This window comes from Pedobacter hiemivivus, from assembly GCF_005144565.1.
In the GTDB taxonomy this organism is placed as follows: domain Bacteria; phylum Bacteroidota; class Bacteroidia; order Sphingobacteriales; family Sphingobacteriaceae; genus Pedobacter; species Pedobacter hiemivivus.
In genome coordinates, this window is the sequence record NZ_SWDX01000002.1 from 1 (window position 1) to 17552 (window position 17552).

Annotated in this window: 16 protein-coding genes; 6 read left to right on the forward strand and 10 right to left on the reverse strand. The window is 36.0% G+C overall.

Annotated elements, in window-relative coordinates:
- Positions 1-337 precede the first annotated feature (337 nt).
- From FBD94_RS03900 to FBD94_RS03910, 3 genes are all read right to left on the reverse strand, one after another.
- Positions 338-889, reverse strand: a complete 552-nt coding sequence (locus FBD94_RS03900; RefSeq protein WP_136879198.1) for a NifU family protein — start codon at positions 887-889, stop codon at positions 338-340.
- A 90-nt stretch (positions 890-979) separates the two neighbouring features.
- On the reverse strand, positions 980-2326 hold the full coding sequence (purB, locus tag FBD94_RS03905; protein WP_136879199.1) for an adenylosuccinate lyase: 1347 nt from the start codon (positions 2324-2326) through the stop codon (positions 980-982).
- A 908-nt stretch (positions 2327-3234) separates the two neighbouring features.
- A complete protein-coding gene (locus FBD94_RS03910; RefSeq protein ID WP_090779564.1) occupies positions 3235-3447 on the reverse strand; it encodes a hypothetical protein in 213 nt (70 codons plus the stop codon).
- A gap of 518 nt (positions 3448-3965) precedes the next feature.
- Here FBD94_RS03910 and FBD94_RS03915 point away from each other — a divergent pair.
- Both FBD94_RS03915 and FBD94_RS03920 read left to right on the forward strand, forming a co-directional pair.
- Positions 3966-4532 carry an RNA polymerase sigma factor gene (locus FBD94_RS03915; protein ID WP_131610854.1) on the forward strand — a complete coding sequence of 189 codons (567 nt, stop codon included), beginning with the start codon at positions 3966-3968 and terminating at the stop codon, positions 4530-4532.
- A gap of 7 nt (positions 4533-4539) precedes the next feature.
- Positions 4540-5631 carry a S1C family serine protease gene (locus tag FBD94_RS03920; protein ID WP_131610855.1) on the forward strand — a complete coding sequence of 364 codons (1092 nt, stop codon included), beginning with the start codon at positions 4540-4542 and terminating at the stop codon, positions 5629-5631.
- Positions 5632-5718: 87 nt separating this feature from the next.
- On the opposite strand, the gene FBD94_RS03925 is transcribed toward FBD94_RS03920, so the two are convergent.
- A complete protein-coding gene (locus FBD94_RS03925; RefSeq protein ID WP_136879200.1) occupies positions 5719-5901 on the reverse strand; it encodes a hypothetical protein in 183 nt (60 codons plus the stop codon).
- A gap of 640 nt (positions 5902-6541) precedes the next feature.
- Here FBD94_RS03925 and FBD94_RS03930 point away from each other — a divergent pair.
- The 3 genes from FBD94_RS03930 (at position 6542) to FBD94_RS03940 (ending at position 9149) form a co-directional block, all read left to right on the forward strand.
- Positions 6542-7486, forward strand: coding sequence for a DUF72 domain-containing protein (locus FBD94_RS03930; RefSeq protein WP_136879201.1), 945 nt, complete (start codon positions 6542-6544; stop codon positions 7484-7486).
- A 73-nt stretch (positions 7487-7559) separates the two neighbouring features.
- Positions 7560-8195 (forward strand): peroxiredoxin, encoded by a 636-nt coding sequence (locus tag FBD94_RS03935; protein WP_131610858.1) that lies wholly within the window; start codon positions 7560-7562, stop codon positions 8193-8195.
- A 405-nt stretch (positions 8196-8600) separates the two neighbouring features.
- The gene (locus FBD94_RS03940) at positions 8601-9149 is read left to right on the forward strand and encodes a hypothetical protein (protein ID WP_136879202.1); all 549 of its coding nucleotides are present in this window, start codon (positions 8601-8603) and stop codon (positions 9147-9149) included.
- 183 nt (positions 9150-9332) lie between these two features.
- Here FBD94_RS03940 and FBD94_RS03945 read toward each other — a convergent pair whose 3' ends face one another.
- From FBD94_RS03945 to FBD94_RS03970, 6 genes are all read right to left on the reverse strand, one after another.
- Complete coding sequence (locus FBD94_RS03945; protein ID WP_136879203.1) at positions 9333-12329, reverse strand: glycosyltransferase family 117 protein; 2997 nt, start codon at positions 12327-12329, stop codon at positions 9333-9335.
- A 123-nt stretch (positions 12330-12452) separates the two neighbouring features.
- Positions 12453-13637 carry a hypothetical protein gene (locus FBD94_RS03950; protein ID WP_136879204.1) on the reverse strand — a complete coding sequence of 395 codons (1185 nt, stop codon included), beginning with the start codon at positions 13635-13637 and terminating at the stop codon, positions 12453-12455.
- A 6-nt stretch (positions 13638-13643) separates the two neighbouring features.
- Complete coding sequence (locus FBD94_RS03955; protein WP_136879205.1) at positions 13644-14918, reverse strand: aspartate kinase; 1275 nt, start codon at positions 14916-14918, stop codon at positions 13644-13646.
- 3 nt (positions 14919-14921) lie between these two features.
- Complete coding sequence (locus FBD94_RS03960) at positions 14922-15719, reverse strand: DUF3298 and DUF4163 domain-containing protein (RefSeq protein ID WP_235884364.1); 798 nt, start codon at positions 15717-15719, stop codon at positions 14922-14924.
- Positions 15720-15735: 16 nt separating this feature from the next.
- Positions 15736-16203, reverse strand: coding sequence for a GNAT family N-acetyltransferase (locus tag FBD94_RS03965; protein ID WP_131610863.1), 468 nt, complete (start codon positions 16201-16203; stop codon positions 15736-15738).
- Positions 16204-16209: 6 nt separating this feature from the next.
- Positions 16210-16902: a YggS family pyridoxal phosphate-dependent enzyme gene (locus tag FBD94_RS03970; RefSeq protein ID WP_131610864.1), complete on the reverse strand. Its 693-nt coding sequence runs from the start codon at positions 16900-16902 to the stop codon at positions 16210-16212.
- Between the two features lie 70 nt (positions 16903-16972).
- On the opposite strand from FBD94_RS03970, the gene FBD94_RS03975 reads away from it, so the two are divergent.
- Positions 16973-17551 carry a DUF4296 domain-containing protein gene (locus FBD94_RS03975; protein WP_136879207.1) on the forward strand — a complete coding sequence of 193 codons (579 nt, stop codon included), beginning with the start codon at positions 16973-16975 and terminating at the stop codon, positions 17549-17551.
- Position 17552 lies beyond the last annotated feature (1 nt).

A 17552-nucleotide genomic window follows, 5' to 3' on the forward strand; every position in this document is an offset into this window, starting at 1 on the left:
ACGTGCGACTTCCTATGGAATACAGAATATGGAAATGCAGGGGGCTATGGCAATTTTTACCGTAAACTTAAAAAGAATCCTAAAACTGATCTAATATTCAATAAATCTGAGTTAAATCCAGTCAATTGCAACCAAAATGCTTATTTATCCTTCGAAAAAGACAGGTATATATTGATCAAAAAATCAGTATAACGAAATCTCAACTTTGTTCAATAAAAAAAACGATCAAGTAAAAAACATGTTCTACTTGATCGTTCCTTAAGCTGGCTCATAAATGAGGAACTTTTTCAGTGCCCTCTGTTAAATGAACCCCTTTTTACTAAATCGTTATTGCTTTCTACAAAGCTTCTGAAACTACTTCTTTCACTTCAGGAACCATACGTTGCAATAAGTTCTGGATACCAGACTTCAACGTGATGGTAGAAGAAGGACATCCACTGCAAGAACCTCTCAGTTCTACAGTTACTACACCTTCATCAAATGATTTATAGCTAATTGCTCCACCATCTTGCTCAACCGCTGGGCGAACATAATCGTGTAGGATTTGCTGAATTTTGATCTCTAAATCTGTTCCTTCAAAAGCAGGCGCTTCATCCGATGTAACTTCTTTTATTTTGTATTCAGATTCAACTGCTCCTTTTACAAATTCCTTCAAAATAGGTTCAATATCTGCCCATTCTGCATCTTCTGTTTTGGTGATTGTTACAAAGTTACTTGCAAAAAAAACACCATTCACAAAATTGAATTTAAACAATTCTTTTGCGAAAGGAGATTGCTCAGCACTCTCTTTAGTTGCAAAATCTTCGCTGCCATTGATCAATAATTTATTGACCATGAATTTCATTGTAGCAGGATTTGGCGTTTGTTCTGTATATACGTTGATAGTCATTGTCTTATTTTTTTATACAAAAATAAATAATTCATAGATGCAATTCCCCTAGCAGGTGTCTGTTTTAGGTCATTATATCTTAAATCATCCTTAAAACACCCCTGTGTAGTTAAATGGCGTGATTTGTTTCAATTCTTCTTTTAACTCATCGCTTACATTTAAGCCGTCAATAAAATCAGCCATAGTTGTGGCAGTGATCTTTTGATTGGTACGGGTTAAATCTTTTAGCGCCTCGTAAGGGTTTGGATAAGCTTCTCTTCTAAGTACGGTTTGTATCGCTTCAGCCACCACAGCCCAGTTGTTTTCCAGGTCTGCAGCGATAGCCTCATTGTTTAATATAATCTTATTTAAGCCCTTTAAAGTCGATGCCATGGCGATTACTGTATGCGCCATAGGTACACCAATATTTCTAAGTACTGTAGAGTCTGTTAAATCTCTTTGTAAACGGGAAATAGGTAGTTTAGCTGCAAAGAACTCAAATAAAGCATTGGCAATACCTGCATTACCTTCTGCATTTTCAAAGTCAATTGGGTTAACCTTGTGTGGCATAGCCGATGAACCTACTTCACCTTCTTTTATTTTTTGTTTAAAGTAATTTTTAGAGATATATGCCCAGATGTCTCTGTCCATATCAATAATGATGTTGTTGATCCTTTTCAAAGCATCACATTGTGCTGCAAACTGATCGTAATGTTCAATTTGAGTAGTGTGCTGTGCACGGGTTAAACCTAAAGCCTCATTTACAAAGCGATTAGAGAAATGTACCCAATTGATTTTTGGATAAGCAATATGGTGTGCGTTGAAGTTTCCAGTGGCACCGCCAAATTTAGCGCTGTTTGGAATGGCTTTCAGGTTATGTAACTGAATTTCTAAACGCTCAGCAAAAACAAGGAATTCCTTACCTAATTTAGTAGGAGAGGCTGGTTGTCCATGGGTATGCGCTAATAATGGCACATCTTTCCATTCGATAGCCAAGTCTCTAATTTTGCCAATTAATTGAGAAATACTTGGGTAATAAACTTCGTTTAGGGCTAACTTAAAGGTATAAGGAATAGCGGTATTGTTAATATCCTGAGAAGTTAAGCCAAAATGGATAAACTCTTTGTAGTTTTCAAATCCAAGTTGGTCAAACTGTTTTTTAATGAAATATTCAACAGCTTTCACATCATGGTTAGTCACTTTTTCAGTGTCCTTTACTTCCTGTGCATGTTCATCATTGAATTGTTCATGAATTAAACGGAGTTTAGGATAGTTTGCTTTGTCAAACTGATCTAATCCAGGTAATCCTGCTTCACATAGTGAAATGAAATATTCAATTTCTACATAGACTCTGTATTTAATTAATGCAGATTCTGAAAAATATTTAGAAAGGCCGTGGGTTGTATTTCTATAACGTCCATCAACCGGAGAAATAGCTTGAAGTGGAGATAAATTCATGAATGTAACTGTTTTTACGAGCACAAAGGTAACATTATTAGGCGGCAAGCAAAGTAGTAGGGTCGCATAAATAGAAAATCTTCGACTATAATGATGCGGCTGGCTTTGCTCTGACTCTATTACAAAGCAATTTAATTCACAGTGTATTAACGGACGTTAACCGGACACTACTCGGCTCCACCCAAGTAGTGTCCGAGTAATGTCCGAGTAACGTCCGGGTAATGTCCGGGAATATAGAGGTTTCAAACGGTTTACGTAGAGTTAACTATAAGGAAATTTTTCAGGAGTCAGGGGACAGTTTTTTCTTTTCTGTATAAATGTAGCTGGCGAGTTGAAGTGGTAAATCTAAGTGTACCCTGAATGTTTTTTACAAAGCTGATCTTTCATCGATGAATACGAGTGATCTAGAATTATTGAAAAGGGAAGAGTTGATTTAAAGCTTAGTACACTTAATAAAATCGCTAAAGCTTTTGATATGAACTTGATGGCGTTTTTTGATTTTTCTGGACTGAATATTGAAAAATAATACAGGCAAATAAAAAAGCGGAAATAGTCAATCCAACTATTTCCGCTCATCTAAATTAACGCTCTCGTATGTAAAGACGTTAATTGGGACTGTATATTGTGTTATCCAACAAATTAATTTGCTTGGAATAAATACCGAATTCGGATCAATACCCAAAAAGTGCTTGATTGTTACTTTGGTCTGGGGGAGTCATTAACAGTGTGTTGTTAAGGTTATTGGGCCCAGGATGGCCCCGTCAATACCTGGGGAAGGTCCCAGCATTGCCCCTCGAATTATTGGTTATGAAAACAAACTGCTTCCAATTTAAATTGGGGATAAAAAGTATTGGGCAATAAAAAAGGCCTTGGGGAAACCAAGGCCTTTTTATAAAGTCTAATTTAGCTTAGTGAGCTGGAGCAGTAGTCTCAGTAGTAGTTTTAACTGTAGTATCTTTTACAGCTGAATCAGTAACTGTAGTATCAACTGTAGTTACAACAGCAGAAGTATCAGTTAAAGTAGTATCTGTAGATTCGCCAGTTTTTTCTGATGATTGACAAGCTGCTACTGATAAAGTGATTGCTAAAGCTAAAAAGCCAAATTTAAATGCGTTTTTCATTCTAATTCTATTTTAAATAATTAATTAATTTTACTGATTAATACCTGAAAGTTTAAAAGGTAACCCAGTGATTTCAAAAAAAAGTAAAATTAATTTAATAAAAATGCTTTTTCTTTATATTGTGCTGTTTTACAATCGGATAAGTTTCTCAGGTCCTAATTCCGAGCCGCAAATATATCATCATTTATTTATTGTTTTCAAATTTATTTTCTTTTTATTTTAATAAAATTCCTTTAGTGGTTATAATGAGTAGGATATCTATTTTCTTTGATAATGCTTAAGAGATCCTTCGGGAACAGTCTAACCCTCCTAGGAGTCTGAAAGGACTCTCGTAGGACCCTAGCTCCTTTTAAATTCCTTTGAAACTCCTTTCATACTCCTTGTTGTATAAAACCATCTTCGAAGTATAGTAAAGAAATACTAATCGATGTTAATTTATGTTTTAAGAGATAATAGCAATAAAAAATATTTTTTTTAGTTAACATTGGGTTACCATTCACGTATAAAGGTATTAATTGGTGAGTAATAAGATAAGCAGTTCAGTTCCAACAGATAGAGAGGTAGTTTTAGGGATCTTAAATAACTCAGAAGAAGCGCTAAATAAGTTGTACGCGGGGTATTTCCCGATGATCTTACAATTTATTTTGAATAATAATGGTGATGAGGATGATGCAAAAGATGTGTATCAGGAAGGAATCATCGTTTTATACAATAAAATTAAAAGCGGCAATTTTGAATTAAGCAGCAAACTAAAAACCTACATATATTCAGTTTGTAGACGGATTTGGTTAAAGAAGCTTTCACAGCAGAGTAAAAAATCAAATGACGTTACAGATTTTGACGATTTAATATCAGTGGAGGAGGATGTAGAGCAACATGAAGAGAAGGATCGCCAGTTTGATAAAATGCAATCGGCACTTCTTCATCTAGGTGAACCCTGTAAAACTATTATTCAGGATTTTTATATAAATAACCTTTCAATGCAGGATATCTGTGAGAAATTTGGCTATACCAATACGGATAATGCCAAAACACAGAAGTACAAATGCCTTCAAAGGTTAAAAAAGTTATTTTTTCAATCTTAATACTGATATGCGGAACGAGATAGAGTTAGAGGGTATAATTGAAGATTACCTGAATGGTAAACTAAATGAAGAAGAGGCAAAAGCTTTTGAACAATTGCGTTTAAATGATCCTTCAGTTGATCATAAGGTGGTTGCACACAAGGTTTTTCTAGAGTCATTAAATGACTATGCCTCAATTTCTGATTTGAAAAATAAAATGAATCAGGTGCATGCGCAGATTGATGTGGAGACCTTAAGTAGACAATTAGGTCCTCATCCTTCGTTTATTGTAAATATCTGGCGTAAAAATAAAGCGGCAATTGCGGTGGCAGCTTCATTTATCTTACTTACCGTAGTTACACTTTATTCTATACAACAAACTACTCAACAAAGTGGAAGCGTGGAGTTGGTAAGTAGAGAGTTGGCTAAGATTAAAAATTCTCAGAGTAACCTGATTCGGAAAATAAATTCCAGTAATGTAGTAACCCCTAATTTAAAGCCTGCTAATTTTGGAGGTACCGGATTTGCATTAACATCCAACGGTTATATTTTAACTAATTTACATGTAGTTGCCGATGCGGATTCTGTATATGTTCAGGATAGTAAAGGTAATTCATATAAGGCTGTTGTAAAACGTAAAGACTCGCAATACGATTTGGCGATTCTTAAAATTGAAGATAAGTCATTTAATAGCTTATCCAATTTGCCTTACAGACTAAAACAAAATGTGATAGGTATGGGCGAATCTGTATATACTTTGGGTTTCCCTAAGGATGATGCAGTATATGGCCAAGGTTATGTGAGCTCTAAAACAGGTTATAATGGTGATACAACCCAGTATCAGGTGTCTATTCCTGTTAACCCCGGTAATAGTGGTGGTCCTTTATTGGATCATGATGGTAATATCATTGGGGTGATCAGTGCCAAGCAGAATCAGGTTGATGGGGCTACGTTTGCTGTTAAATCAAAGTATATTCAGGAAGCGTTAAATTCTATTCCTAATGATTCTTTGGGCACTAAGGTTGCGTTCAGCAAAAGAAATTCATTGCAAGGCTTAAGCAAGCCTAAGCAAGTCAATAAAATAAAGGATTATGTATTTATGATCAAGGTTTATAAATAGTAGTTCTTCTGAAAAGAATTGAAACCTTGATTTATTTACTTTTTCGTTTATCCCCTTAAATATACATTTGAGGGGATTTTTATAAACTCATATAGGTCTATCTTCTTTTTTTATTTCTCTGTTTTCAGGTGCTTCTTTAATTATAGTTTTTTCTATATAATTTTCAACTGAGTTCGAATCTTCTGATTTGATTTTTTCTTTCAAAATTGTGTCCCAGAAAACAGTAGTTTTATTCTCTTTTAATTCGTCCTGTATTTCTTTTCTGATCATAATACCAAATTGAATAAATTTTATTCATTTTTTTGCTAAGGATTGTATTTATTCTTCCAATAGTTGAGCTAACAATAGTGTTGACCTCTCCATTTTCAATCCTGGTGATCTGCGAAAGTTCACAGTCGGATAGGGTCGCAAACTTACGTAGGGATAAAATCGTTAATTTTTTTTTAAAAAAAACTGATAAATAAAGTATAAATGCTACCTTCATGATGAGAGCGTTAGGAACGGCCTGAGAAACCGTTTACAGTCCCCACATTTTAATTAATGTGGGGTTCTTTTTTTATTCGCCTGATTCCAAATGTCTAATCAATCTCTCAACTGTTTCAATACTTTCTTTTTTGCATCGAATGTAGTTCTCCAGGAGGAAAAATGATTGAAAATCATAGTTAACTACCGAATTCAAGGCAGTTTGTAAGTTTTTGGCTTTTAATTGGCAGTCGAATCGTAATTCTTCTTTTTTGGTTTTGTGATTCATTATGAGCAGTTAATAATAATGGGAAATCAAATATACATTTTTCAATAATTATTGTTTTGCTAGTTTTAGTGATTTTGTCGTTATGTTGGACGAAGAACAAATTGAATCCTTAAAACTTATTCATTAGTTTCGGGTTTCTTTTTATATAAAACTTTTAATATGGACTTTGGAAAAGTAGGCGCAAATGAGCTGAGAGCTGTAGATTTTACATTACCTGAAGATGGGAAACAAACGGCAATAACACTTGCGGGCGCTAAACCTGTTAAAGATCCTACATTTTATATTGGTTGTGCAAAATGGGGACGGAAGGAATGGTTGAATATGATTTATCCTCCAAAAACCAAAGAGGCCGACTTTTTGGATGAGTACGTAAAGCACTTTAACTCGATTGAGTTGAATGCAGTTTTTTATAGCATTCCTAATGCAGAATTGATTCGTAAATGGCGAGCAAAGGCTGAAGAGAATGCTAGCAATGGCTTTTTATTTTGTCCTAAGTTTTCCAGAACCATCAGTCATATTAAAAGGTTAAAAGATGCAGAAGTGCCTACGGATCTTTACCTTTCTAGTATTCATGAGTTTGGTCAATTTTTAGGTCCTTGCTTTTTGCAATTGGGCGATAACTTTGGGCCTAAGAATTTTGATGTGCTGGAGAACTACATTAAACATCTGCCAGTAGATTTAGAAGTGTTTGTGGAACTGAGGCACGAAGATTGGTTTTCGGATCATGCAGCACGAGCCCAGCTTTTTGAAATGTTAGCCAAGTATAAAAAAGGGGCGATAATTACGGATGCAAGTGGCAGGCGGGATTGTGTACACATGGAATTGACCATCCCCGAAATATTTATTCGCTTTGTAGGAAATGGACAGGAGCACAAAGATTCTGATTTCGCAAGGATTGATGACTGGGTAGTTCGGATTAAAACCTGGTTAGATAAGGGATTAGCAAAGGTTTACTTTTTTCTGCACCAGCATGATGAAAAGGATACGCCCATTCTGGCCAATTATACCATCGAACAATTTAATAAACACCTGAGTGCTAAGGTGGCACCTATTAAATTCATCAATGATCCTAATGATTTGACAAATCAAGGAGAATTATTTTAGATAGTATACTTAATTTGTAGACTTTATTAGTTAAATTTGTTTTAGACAATTAATAAACCAAAAAAATATAATTATGAGTTTAAGAATAGGGGACGTTGCGCCCAACTTTAAGGCTGAGACATCTATTGGAGATATTGATTTTTATGAATTCTTAGGGGATAGCTGGGGTGTGTTGTTTTCTCATCCGGCAGATTATACACCGGTATGTACAACAGAGCTTGGTCGTACTTCGGCATTGAAAGGTGAATTTGAGAAAAGAAATGTGAAAGTGTTGGCACTTAGTGTGGATTCTGCTGAATCGCATAAAGGCTGGATTAAAGACATTAATGAAACTCAAAATACTAATGTTGATTTCCCAATCATAGCGGATGAAGATAAGAAGATTGCAGATTTGTATGATATGATCCATCCGAATGCCTCTGAGACGTTAACTGTACGTTCATTGTTTATTATATCTCCTGATAAGAAAGTGAAGCTGATGCTTACTTACCCTGCATCTACAGGACGTAATTTTAATGAAGTGTTAAGAGTGATTGATTCTTTACAGCTTACTGCTAATTATAGTGTGGCTACACCTGCTGATTGGAAAGATGGAGAGGATGTCGTTGTTGCAAATAGCATTAAAACTGAAGATATTCCTGCTAGGTTCCCTAAAGGATATAAAGAAATTAAACCTTATTTGAGAATGACTCCTCAACCAAATAAATAATATTTAAGATAGGTTTTGAAGAAAACAAAAATGGGATGTCCTTCTGGACATCCCATTTTTGTTTTTAATAGCTTTAATGATTAGAGTAATGGTGGAAGCATTGATTGAAGTATCTCCTTTTACCACGAAGTTAATTGTGTTTTGTTTGGTCCCGGATGTCGTTGTTTCCTCAAAAGCTCTGTTGGGCTCTATGTTGTAGTTTTTTGTAATTATATATATTATAGAGTAATAATTTGTAGTTTTTATAAGTTTATTATTTATTAATAATTTATAAAAAGTTTTTTAAGTGTGATTTTATTTTGATGTTTGCATTGTTGTAAGCGTGAAAGTGTAAAGAAGTGGGAATGTAATTATGGTTATAACCAATAGAGGCAGGGTGTACAATTAAAAGGAAGATCTCCGTGAATGGATAAAAGACCTAGAATTAAAAAAGAGATAATAGGTGAAATAATTGAACCAGATCCTTTAGCTTTTACTAGTAATAAATGTTCTGGAAATGCTAAAATGGTTCTCACTAAAATTGAAAGAGTAGCATTTGATATATGGTTTGATAAACATTATTATATTAGAGAACAGTATGGAGATTTTGATGGTAAAAGAGATGGCATAAATAAGGAACTTGTGGAGCAAATTGTTATTAGTTCGGCAAAACATTTATTGTTTTATGCTTTAAAAGTTAAGCCTTTTTCATTTGCTAATTTTGAAGTTAATTTAAGAAATCCGAGGATTACTATTACAAAAAACATTGAGGGAGAAACAAAGTTGAACATAGTGATTGAATGTCATTACCTAAGTTTAAATAGATTTGAGGTTACTGTTATTACTGCCCTAAGAAAGAATGATTTTCGCTTTAATGATGGGGAGTATAAAATTGAAATTTATGAGGATGAAACGTCAATTTTGTATAAGAATGAAAAGGGAAAGATTAAAACGATTTGTGAATATTTGTTTTAAGTATATATAGCTATATTTGTGTTGGCATTTGAGGCAGGATAATACTCTGGGCAGCTTTAAAAAGCAGGACAAAATTCTGGGCGGCCTCGCAATACTAAAGCCCCTTAAATAGGGGCTTTTTTCTTTTATAAAGGGATCGAATTCGACCCCTTTGAATTCTGGAAAATCCTAAAAAAGCTGGATTTAACCTAAGGATTTACTGAAACTATCTTCCAGTTCTTTATACTTTTTTTTGATCTTCTTGCTTAGCGCTGTTTCATTTGTTAATTCAGCTAAACCATTTAAAACATACATTCCAATCTGAATATCTCTAATAGCTACTTGCTGCTGCCTTGCGGGTAATGATGCAATGTAACTTAATTCCAGATCTAAAAATGAAGCCGTTTGACTGGCGAGTAAATTTGCATCCTGATGATTGTTTAAGTTATGGAGTATCTGAATGGTTTCGAGTCTATTCAACGTATCATGAATCGAATAAAGTTTTAATGGTAGCTCTTTAATGCTCTTTGTGATGATTTGTTGGGCCTGAGGATTTTTTCCTTCTGAAATCAGATTTTTTGCAAGTGCGTTTTGGTAAGTCCAGGTATCATTTGCAACCCTTCTGCTTTCCGGATCAAGGTATTTCGCTTTGTTGAAAGCGGAGAAATCCATTTTATGTACTGTATTGCTATACATAACATCAGAATTGGTAACCTCTGATTTATCGCGGTTGTCTTTAGCATCTCTTTTAAGTGGTAATAAACGATAAGCATAGCCTTCCAGATAAAGGTATTTATCCAAACCTATATAAGTATCCTCGGAAAGTGAAGAGCCAAAATAGATAGGTCTTTCCCAGTTATTGTTGACAAGGATATCTAACATGGTAAGGTCCGCTTTGCTAGCAAAGTTCTTTTTGAAATCCCATTCCATTTGCGGGGCTATTTTGTCTTTGTCTTTTGCCTGGATGGTATTTGTTTTTACCAACTGGTTAGCATCAATACTCAATTTGAACTTTTTGGTGGGAAGGAAGTTTTCAAATGAGCCGCCTTGCATTTCTACTTTATCATCCTTGTTATCTGAAGTAAGTACAGTTAGTAAATCTTTCAACTCTACGCTGTCTTTAAAGCCATAATCTATAAACGGGAGATAATCGCGAACACCTTTTTGATATTTTTCGGATGCCATACCAATTGGTAGGGGAGCCGATAGGTTGGCTTGCGTTTTCATCTGATCGATATAGTCAATATCAGCTAAAAATTGCAGACAAACGACTCTTACGTCTGTTCTGATACCCTCAACCTCTTGTGCATACCATAAAGGGAAGGTGTCATTATCTGCATTGGTGAATAGGATGGCGTTTGGCGCGCAGGAATTAAGATAGTTAACGGCAAAGTCTACAGCCGTTTTTTTATCAGAGCGGTTATGATCGTTCCAACCTTGTGTGCCCATAATTACTGGGGCAACCAATAGGCCTGTGATAGCTGCCAAAGCCAGAGTTAACTTATGTGATGCCATGCGTGCCATGGTTTCTTTGATGGCCAACACTCCAAAGCCTATAAAAATAGCAAAAGCATAAAATGAGCCTACATAAGCATAATCTCTTTCGCGAACTTGTAATGGATCCTGATTTAAGTAAAGAATAATGGCCAGTCCGGTGAAAAAGAAAAGCGTCGCAATGATGATCGTCATCTGTTTGTTTTTTCTGTATAAAAAGATCAAACCTGCAATGCCCAAAAGGAATGGTAAGCCATAATAGATGTTGTTTCCTTCGTTGGCGGTGATAGAAGGTGGTAATTTCGCTTGATTTGCAAGTCTCAAACCATCCAAACTTTTAATTCCTGTAATCCAATTTCCTTCTGTTAAACTACCTTGTCCCTGGACGTCGCTTTGGCGCCCTACAAAGTTCCATAAGAAATAACGCCAGTACATAAAGCCTACTTGATAGGAGTGAAAGAAGCTTAGATTCTGGAAAAAGCCAGGGCTCTCATTTTCTTCGAGTCCCATCCAGTTTTTATAAAATTCTGCATGTCTGGGTTTATTACTGTAAGTGCGTGGAAAGAGTAGGTTTTTATCATAGCTCAGCTTGTAAGCCTTACCAGACTCTTCATAAGTTTTAGCACCCTTTCTGTATTCTGTGCCTGTTTCTTTAATTTCGGTTTGTTGTGCGTCGAATGTTTTTCCATATAACAATGGCGTATCACCGTAATTGGTGCGACCTAAATAGCTAAGTAATGAAAATGGATTGTCTGGATTTGATAAATTGATATTGGGTTTGGCATTGGCCCGGATCACGATCATGAAATAGGAACTAAAACCAAAAAGAATGAAAGTTAAGCAGACAAGCGCAAGGTTAAGGTTGTATTTATGATGTTTAATAGAATAGAAAATGGCATAAGCAATAGCCGCGGCTAGTAGGAAAATGAATGCCATAGCCCCATAACCAAAACTAAAGCCAAGAGTGTTTACAAAAAAGAGGTCGAATTTTGCAGCAAAGAGCACCAGGTATTGTACGATTACAAATTGTACCAGTCCTACCAGCAGACAGCCAATTGCAAAGGCTTTGAGCGTGCCGATTAAATCTGGTTTTGAAGCTTTTTTGAAGTAGTAAACCAGCACTATAGCTGGAATGGCGAGTAGACTGAGTAGGTGAACGCCAATGGAAAGTCCGACTAAGAACGCAATGAGCACCAACCATCGATTATCCATATTGTTTTCCCATTTTAGGATCGACCAAAATACAATCGCGGTAAATAGGGTAGAAAGTGCGTAAACTTCAGCCTCTACTGCCGAGAACCAGAAGGTGTCGGAAAAAGTATAAGCCAATGCACCTATTACTCCGGCAGCAATTATACTAAAGCTTTGAACGGTGCTTTTTTCTTTTGGATATATTTTTGAAGCCAACGCAGTGATGGTCCAGTATAAAAACATAATGGTGGCGCCACTAAACAATACCGAACTGAAGTTTATCCAATAAGCTATTTTAGCAGTATCGCCCATAGCCAGGAGCGAGAACATTTTGCCAATCATCAGAAATAAAGGTGCTCCAGGTTGGTGACCTACTTCCAATTTATTGGATGCGGATAGAAATTCGCCGCAATCCCAAAAGCTGGCGCTAGGTTCCATAGTAAGCCAATAAACAATACTTGCGAAGGCAAAAAGAACGAAGCCCGTGAGGTTATTAATGCGTTGGTAGTTCTTCATGATTTAGGTTTTTGATTTATGGTTAATCAAAAATAATTAAATCATTAAAATACAGCTGGTTGTAAGTGTTAAAGTTTGTTAAATTCTAGAGGATTCTCTTTGTAAAAGTGCTTTTGAAAAGGATTAATAATGCTGCTCGATAGTAGCGTCAATTACAATATAACCATCATTTTTACTCTCTGTAAAGATCAGGAACCGGTGGTTGTCTGGCTTTATTTTATACTTTTTGACCAGATTTTCTGCTTTATCTCTGTAGTTCCTAACGATTACATTGCCAACAAGCTGCTTTTCTTTTTTCAATTCTCCAGAGCTAATGATCCTATTTATTTTAAAGATTCTTCCCGGAAACTGTTGGTTGATTTGCTCGCTACTGTAAAGCTGTGTTTGCGTATTCAGTTTCTTTAATCCGTAAGTCAAACCGATCAGGTTAAAGGCTCCACTCTTTAATAATGCTGTATCTGGCTCATACAGGTAGCCAGAAGGGGTTTCTGTAAGTATTTGAGGCAAGCTAGCTTCTTCATCACCTTTTAAGAAACTAAAACTCTTTTCACTTTCATTTAAGGTGGTACAAGTTATTTTTACGCTCGATACTTCCTGTTTCTCTATAATCCATAGCAACTCTTTGCATTCGTTTTTTACACTTACAATATGGATTTCGGTAACATTACTCAATTCCTTTAGACCAGCAGATAAATCTAAGAGGGGAGCTGTTTTAACAATGATTCTTGAAGATTTTTGAAGTAACAGTGATAAATGCTCCACCACATTTGGGGTACAATCGTTTAGCATAAACACTTTTCCTGCGCTGCTTCTTCTTGCCGGATCTATATAGATGGTGTCGAATGTAGCTGTCGTGTTTTGCAGATAGGCAAGGCCATCTGTAGCGAGGAAGCTCATGTTATCTTGCCCTAATACCTTTGCATTGTATGCTGCTATTTCGGATAGCTCGGGGTTTATTTCGCAATGTACCACTGAGCCAACTGTCTTTGCAAAGTAATGGCTGTCTACTCCAAAGCCGCCTGTCAGATCGATAAGGCTGTCTCCAATAACCAGTTTCGCTTTGTATGCCGCTGTTGTTTCTGATGAGCATTGCTCTATAGAAAGTAGCGGCGGGTAGTAGATACCTTCTGTATGGTACCACGTGGATAGTTTCTTAACGGATTTGTTTTTGGCAGCAATTTGATTGGCCAGTTCGCGGGCTTCAACCTCCTTAAAGGGACTTTTGGCCATAGCGATTTTATGGACATCATCAATTAAATGTTGATTGATGAATTCCTGTACTGGCTGATCTAGTATGTGCTTGTTCAAGGATGTTTACTCCGTTTCTTTTTTATCTCTCATTACAATCTGGCAGGTGTTTCTACTTTTTACCTCCAAAAGAATGTTTTTATTTACAGTTACGCGATCTATCGTTTCCTGGTTGTAATACCTGATGGTCACCAATTCAACGTCTGTATTGTATTTTATTTTATAATCCTTAGATAAATCTGCAATTAAGCTTTCCAATTTCTTTGCATCGTAATCAAAGCTGATGGAAAAACTGATGGCAGAGTTGAGCATGGTATTAATTTTAACTCTATGGTTATGAAACAGGCTAAAAATATGGCTCAGGTTTTCTTCAATTATGAAAGAGAAATCTTTAGGGAATATGGACAACAATGCCTGGTTTACCTTAAAGATAAAGGAAGGTACTGGCAAGTGATTATTTAGATCGGTAATGTCAGTTCCTTCTGCATCGGGATGAAGAAATGAGCGTACATACAAGGGGATATTCTTGTTTTGTATGGGCTTGATGGTTTTTGGATGGATAACGGTTGCTCCATAATAGGCAAGTTCTATGGCATCATGGTAGGAAAGCTGTGGAATCCTTTCCGTTTCATCAAACCATTTAGGATCGGCATTTAAAACGCCCGGTACATCTTTCCAGATCGTCATAGATTCGGCATTTAAACAGGCCGAAAATATAGCAGCAGAATAGTCGGACCCCTCGCGGCCTAATGTAGTCGTAAAGTTTTCGCTGGTATTACCAATAAAGCCTTGTGTTACGGCAATATTGTCCTTTAAAAGTGGAGCCAGATTTTCTTGTATTTCAGCTTCTGTTTTTTCCCAGTTTACCAGCCCTTCACGGTAAGTATTGTCGGTATGAACAAAATTGCGCGCATCTACCCACTTCACGTTGTTTTGTAAGGTACCCAAATAGGCCGCAAGAATTTTAGTAGAAATGATCTCGCCAATAGAAACGATCTGATCATATATATAATCAGGTGCATCTTCTGGTTCTTCTTCAATCAGCCAATCAATCTCTACAAAAGTATTTGCGACATCATTGAATATTGGATGATTGTGATCTGGAAAGAGTTGATTTAAAATGTTAAAGTGATATAGTTTTATTTCATCAAATATCTGCTGAACATCATCCTGACCGTTTAAATAGGCCGTTGTTAGCTCTTCCAGTTTGTTGGTTATTTTACCCATTGCAGAAACCACAATCAGCAGCTGATTGCCTTTATGGTTTTGGATAATTGATGAAACGTTTTTTATTCCTTCGGCATCTTTAACCGATGCTCCTCCAAATTTATATATCTTCATTTTCTAATTAGCGGGGTTAAGTAAGCTGTTTGGTTTTGCGACATCCTTTAAATCGGCAAAAGGAATAACCAGCTCAGTAATTCCGTAGGCATAAGCTTTAATCTCGTATGGATTGTAAAGGAACTTTAAGCCTTTTTTGTTGATGCTGAAATTTTTATTTAAGCTAAACTTATCGTTTTCAAAGAAATAATTGTCTTTTAAACTCGCAGTAGGTGATAGCTTCTCATTTTTTCTAAATATTTTTTCTGCTACAGCAGTTAATTCTGGCATTGAACCCGGGTTGATCAGTGAATCTAAAACAATCTCCGTATGACTTTTCGGATCGTAGTTTAAATAAGTGAAAGAACTATTGGGGTGGGCTCCACCTTCATAATTTACGTAAGTAAGCAGAAAGGAAAGGTACTGCGGATTTTGTTCTTCAACCTTAACTTTTGCATCCATAAACCAGGTTTGGCCATAGTCTTTGTTCTCTTTGCTGAAAGTATCGAAGTTCTTAATAAAGGCATTTGTAAAATCCTTATAAGTGGCGAAGTGTTCCCCCTCATCAGCAAGATTCATAACCTTTTGCTCAACAAACCGGTTTATCTTTTGATCTGGAAATACAGGATAGGAAATGACTGCTTTTGTGGTATCGGTCAAGTTTTCGTTACCCTTAACCAAAACGTTGCTGGATACTTTTACCGAGTCATATTTAAAAGAGAGGTCAGTCTCGTTTACTTGGTCTGAACTGCTAATGGTTTTTTTCTCATTCTGACAGGCGATAAAGCTTAATGAGAGGAATAAAAGGGCTAATTTTTTCATGGCTGCGTTTTTAATATTATTTCTTACTTAACTGTTCTGTTGAGAATGAACCATTAAGCCAACCTGCTTCGATCTGTGCATCGTACTTGTTGTAAAAATTAAGGGCAGGCTCATTCCAGTCTAAAATCTGCCAGTTCATACCGTTATACCCCTTGTCTTTTGCCTCTTGCATCACACGTTCAAAAAGTAATTTACCAATACCCTTACCTCTGTAACTTTCTGTTACTATAAAATCTTCCAGGTATAAGCGACAGCCTTTCCATGTGGAGTATCTGGTGTAATAAATCGCAAAGCCTGCAATAAATCCATCTACCTCGGCCACAAAGGCATCCCATACTTTATGCTCACCAAAACCTGCATCAACAAATTCTTCTAACGTAACTGTAACCTCTTCAGGAGCCTTTTCATAAACTGCCAGCTCATGTACCAGTTCTAATAATCTTACACAATCCTCTTTTACCGCTACTCTTAAATTTATGTTCATTCTACCTTACAACTCTTCTTTATAATGCTTAATCTTTCTCTTCCCAAAAATGCTACTGCCAATGCGTACCATAGTGCTGCCTTGTTCGATGGCTAGTTTATAATCGCTAGACATGCCCATTGATATTTCTTTAAAATAATCTGCTTTTCTAAAGAAACTCAGTTTAATTCCGTCAAACAACACCTTTAATTCATTAAATTCATCGTTAGTTTGTTTTTCCAATGCATTGTTGCTCGCAATACCCATAACGCCTACAATTCGTACGTTTTTTAGCTCAGCAAACTCATCAGAACGTAGTAATTCTATGGCTTCATCAAAGCCTAGTCCAAACTTGGTGTCTTCATCAGCAATATAAATCTGAAGCAGACAATCAATCACCCGTTTGTTTTTAAGCGCTTGTTTATTAATCTCCGTCAATAATTTTAAGCTGTCTACCGATTGGATCAGGCTAATAAAAGGAGCAATGTATTTAACCTTATTGGTTTGTAAATGGCCGATTAGGTGCCATTCTATATCTTTTGGTAATTTAGCTTGTTTATCAACCAGTTCCTGTACAATATTCTCACCAAATACCCTTTGTCCGGCGTTATAGGCTTCTAAAACGGCATCGGCTTCCTGATATTTAGACACCGCAATTAATTTAACGGATATCGGATCTAATTCGCTTTTATATTTTAATAAGTTATCTGCTATACTCATTTATCAGTATTTTTGGTAAAATTAACAACCTTAGCGAACTTTGTCTAAGAAATAATGATGTTTTAACATAATGAGGAACTTTTTATATATCGTAATTGTCTTTTTTTCTATCTCAGGATGTAAACCGGGTGTCCCAAAAGATATCATCCAACCTGATGAGATGGCGAAGGTATTGCACGATATTCATATTGCAGATAGTTATATAGGTCAGGTTGCCCGCCCTGATTCGGTGAAAATTATTGCTGCGGGTTATTATAAGGGCATTTATAAGAAATATGATATCGATTCGGCCTTGTATAACAAGAGCATGAATTACTATTATAAAGAGCCTAAAGTATTGAATGATATTTATGTAAAAGTTACTGGTCAGTTGACAAAGGAAAAAGATGCCATAGTGAAGGCCGATTCTATTTTTAATGCAAATGAAATACAGAAAGCAAGGCTGAAAATGGTTCGGGATTCGACAAGGACTGCAGATTCTACTTTCTGGGCCGACTTTTTGTTGAAAGATCGGACTAAGCTGAAGAAAGCTAAGTTAACAGATACCGCTAAGCTAAGTGATAGCGCGAAGTTAAAAGACACGGTTAAAAAGAGTATTGACGTGATCAGATTAAAAATGGACTATAAAGGTCTGAAAGATTTAAAATAAG

What these genes read in the sequence shown, in the direction of transcription:
- FBD94_RS03975 (WP_136879207.1), top strand. Translation starts at nt 16,973, where the DNA reads ATGAGGAACTTTTTATATATCGTAATTGTCTTTTTTTCTATCTCAGGA.
- FBD94_RS03955 (WP_136879205.1), bottom strand. Translation starts at nt 14,918, where the DNA reads ATGAAGATATATAAATTTGGAGGAGCATCGGTTAAAGATGCCGAAGGA.
- FBD94_RS03900 (WP_136879198.1), bottom strand. Translation starts at nt 889, where the DNA reads ATGACTATCAACGTATATACAGAACAAACGCCAAATCCTGCTACAATG.
- purB (WP_136879199.1), bottom strand. Translation starts at nt 2,326, where the DNA reads ATGAATTTATCTCCACTTCAAGCTATTTCTCCGGTTGATGGACGTTAT.
- FBD94_RS03920 (WP_131610855.1), top strand. Translation starts at nt 4,540, where the DNA reads ATGCGGAACGAGATAGAGTTAGAGGGTATAATTGAAGATTACCTGAAT.
- FBD94_RS03940 (WP_136879202.1), top strand. Translation starts at nt 8,601, where the DNA reads ATGGATAAAAGACCTAGAATTAAAAAAGAGATAATAGGTGAAATAATT.
- FBD94_RS03910 (WP_090779564.1), bottom strand. Translation starts at nt 3,447, where the DNA reads ATGAAAAACGCATTTAAATTTGGCTTTTTAGCTTTAGCAATCACTTTA.
- FBD94_RS03965 (WP_131610863.1), bottom strand. Translation starts at nt 16,203, where the DNA reads ATGAACATAAATTTAAGAGTAGCGGTAAAAGAGGATTGTGTAAGATTA.
- FBD94_RS03935 (WP_131610858.1), top strand. Translation starts at nt 7,560, where the DNA reads ATGAGTTTAAGAATAGGGGACGTTGCGCCCAACTTTAAGGCTGAGACA.
- FBD94_RS03945 (WP_136879203.1), bottom strand. Translation starts at nt 12,329, where the DNA reads ATGAAGAACTACCAACGCATTAATAACCTCACGGGCTTCGTTCTTTTT.
- FBD94_RS03930 (WP_136879201.1), top strand. Translation starts at nt 6,542, where the DNA reads ATGGACTTTGGAAAAGTAGGCGCAAATGAGCTGAGAGCTGTAGATTTT.
- FBD94_RS03970 (WP_131610864.1), bottom strand. Translation starts at nt 16,902, where the DNA reads ATGAGTATAGCAGATAACTTATTAAAATATAAAAGCGAATTAGATCCG.
- FBD94_RS03960 (WP_235884364.1), bottom strand. Translation starts at nt 15,719, where the DNA reads ATGAAAAAATTAGCCCTTTTATTCCTCTCATTAAGCTTTATCGCCTGT.
- FBD94_RS03925 (WP_136879200.1), bottom strand. Translation starts at nt 5,901, where the DNA reads ATGATCAGAAAAGAAATACAGGACGAATTAAAAGAGAATAAAACTACT.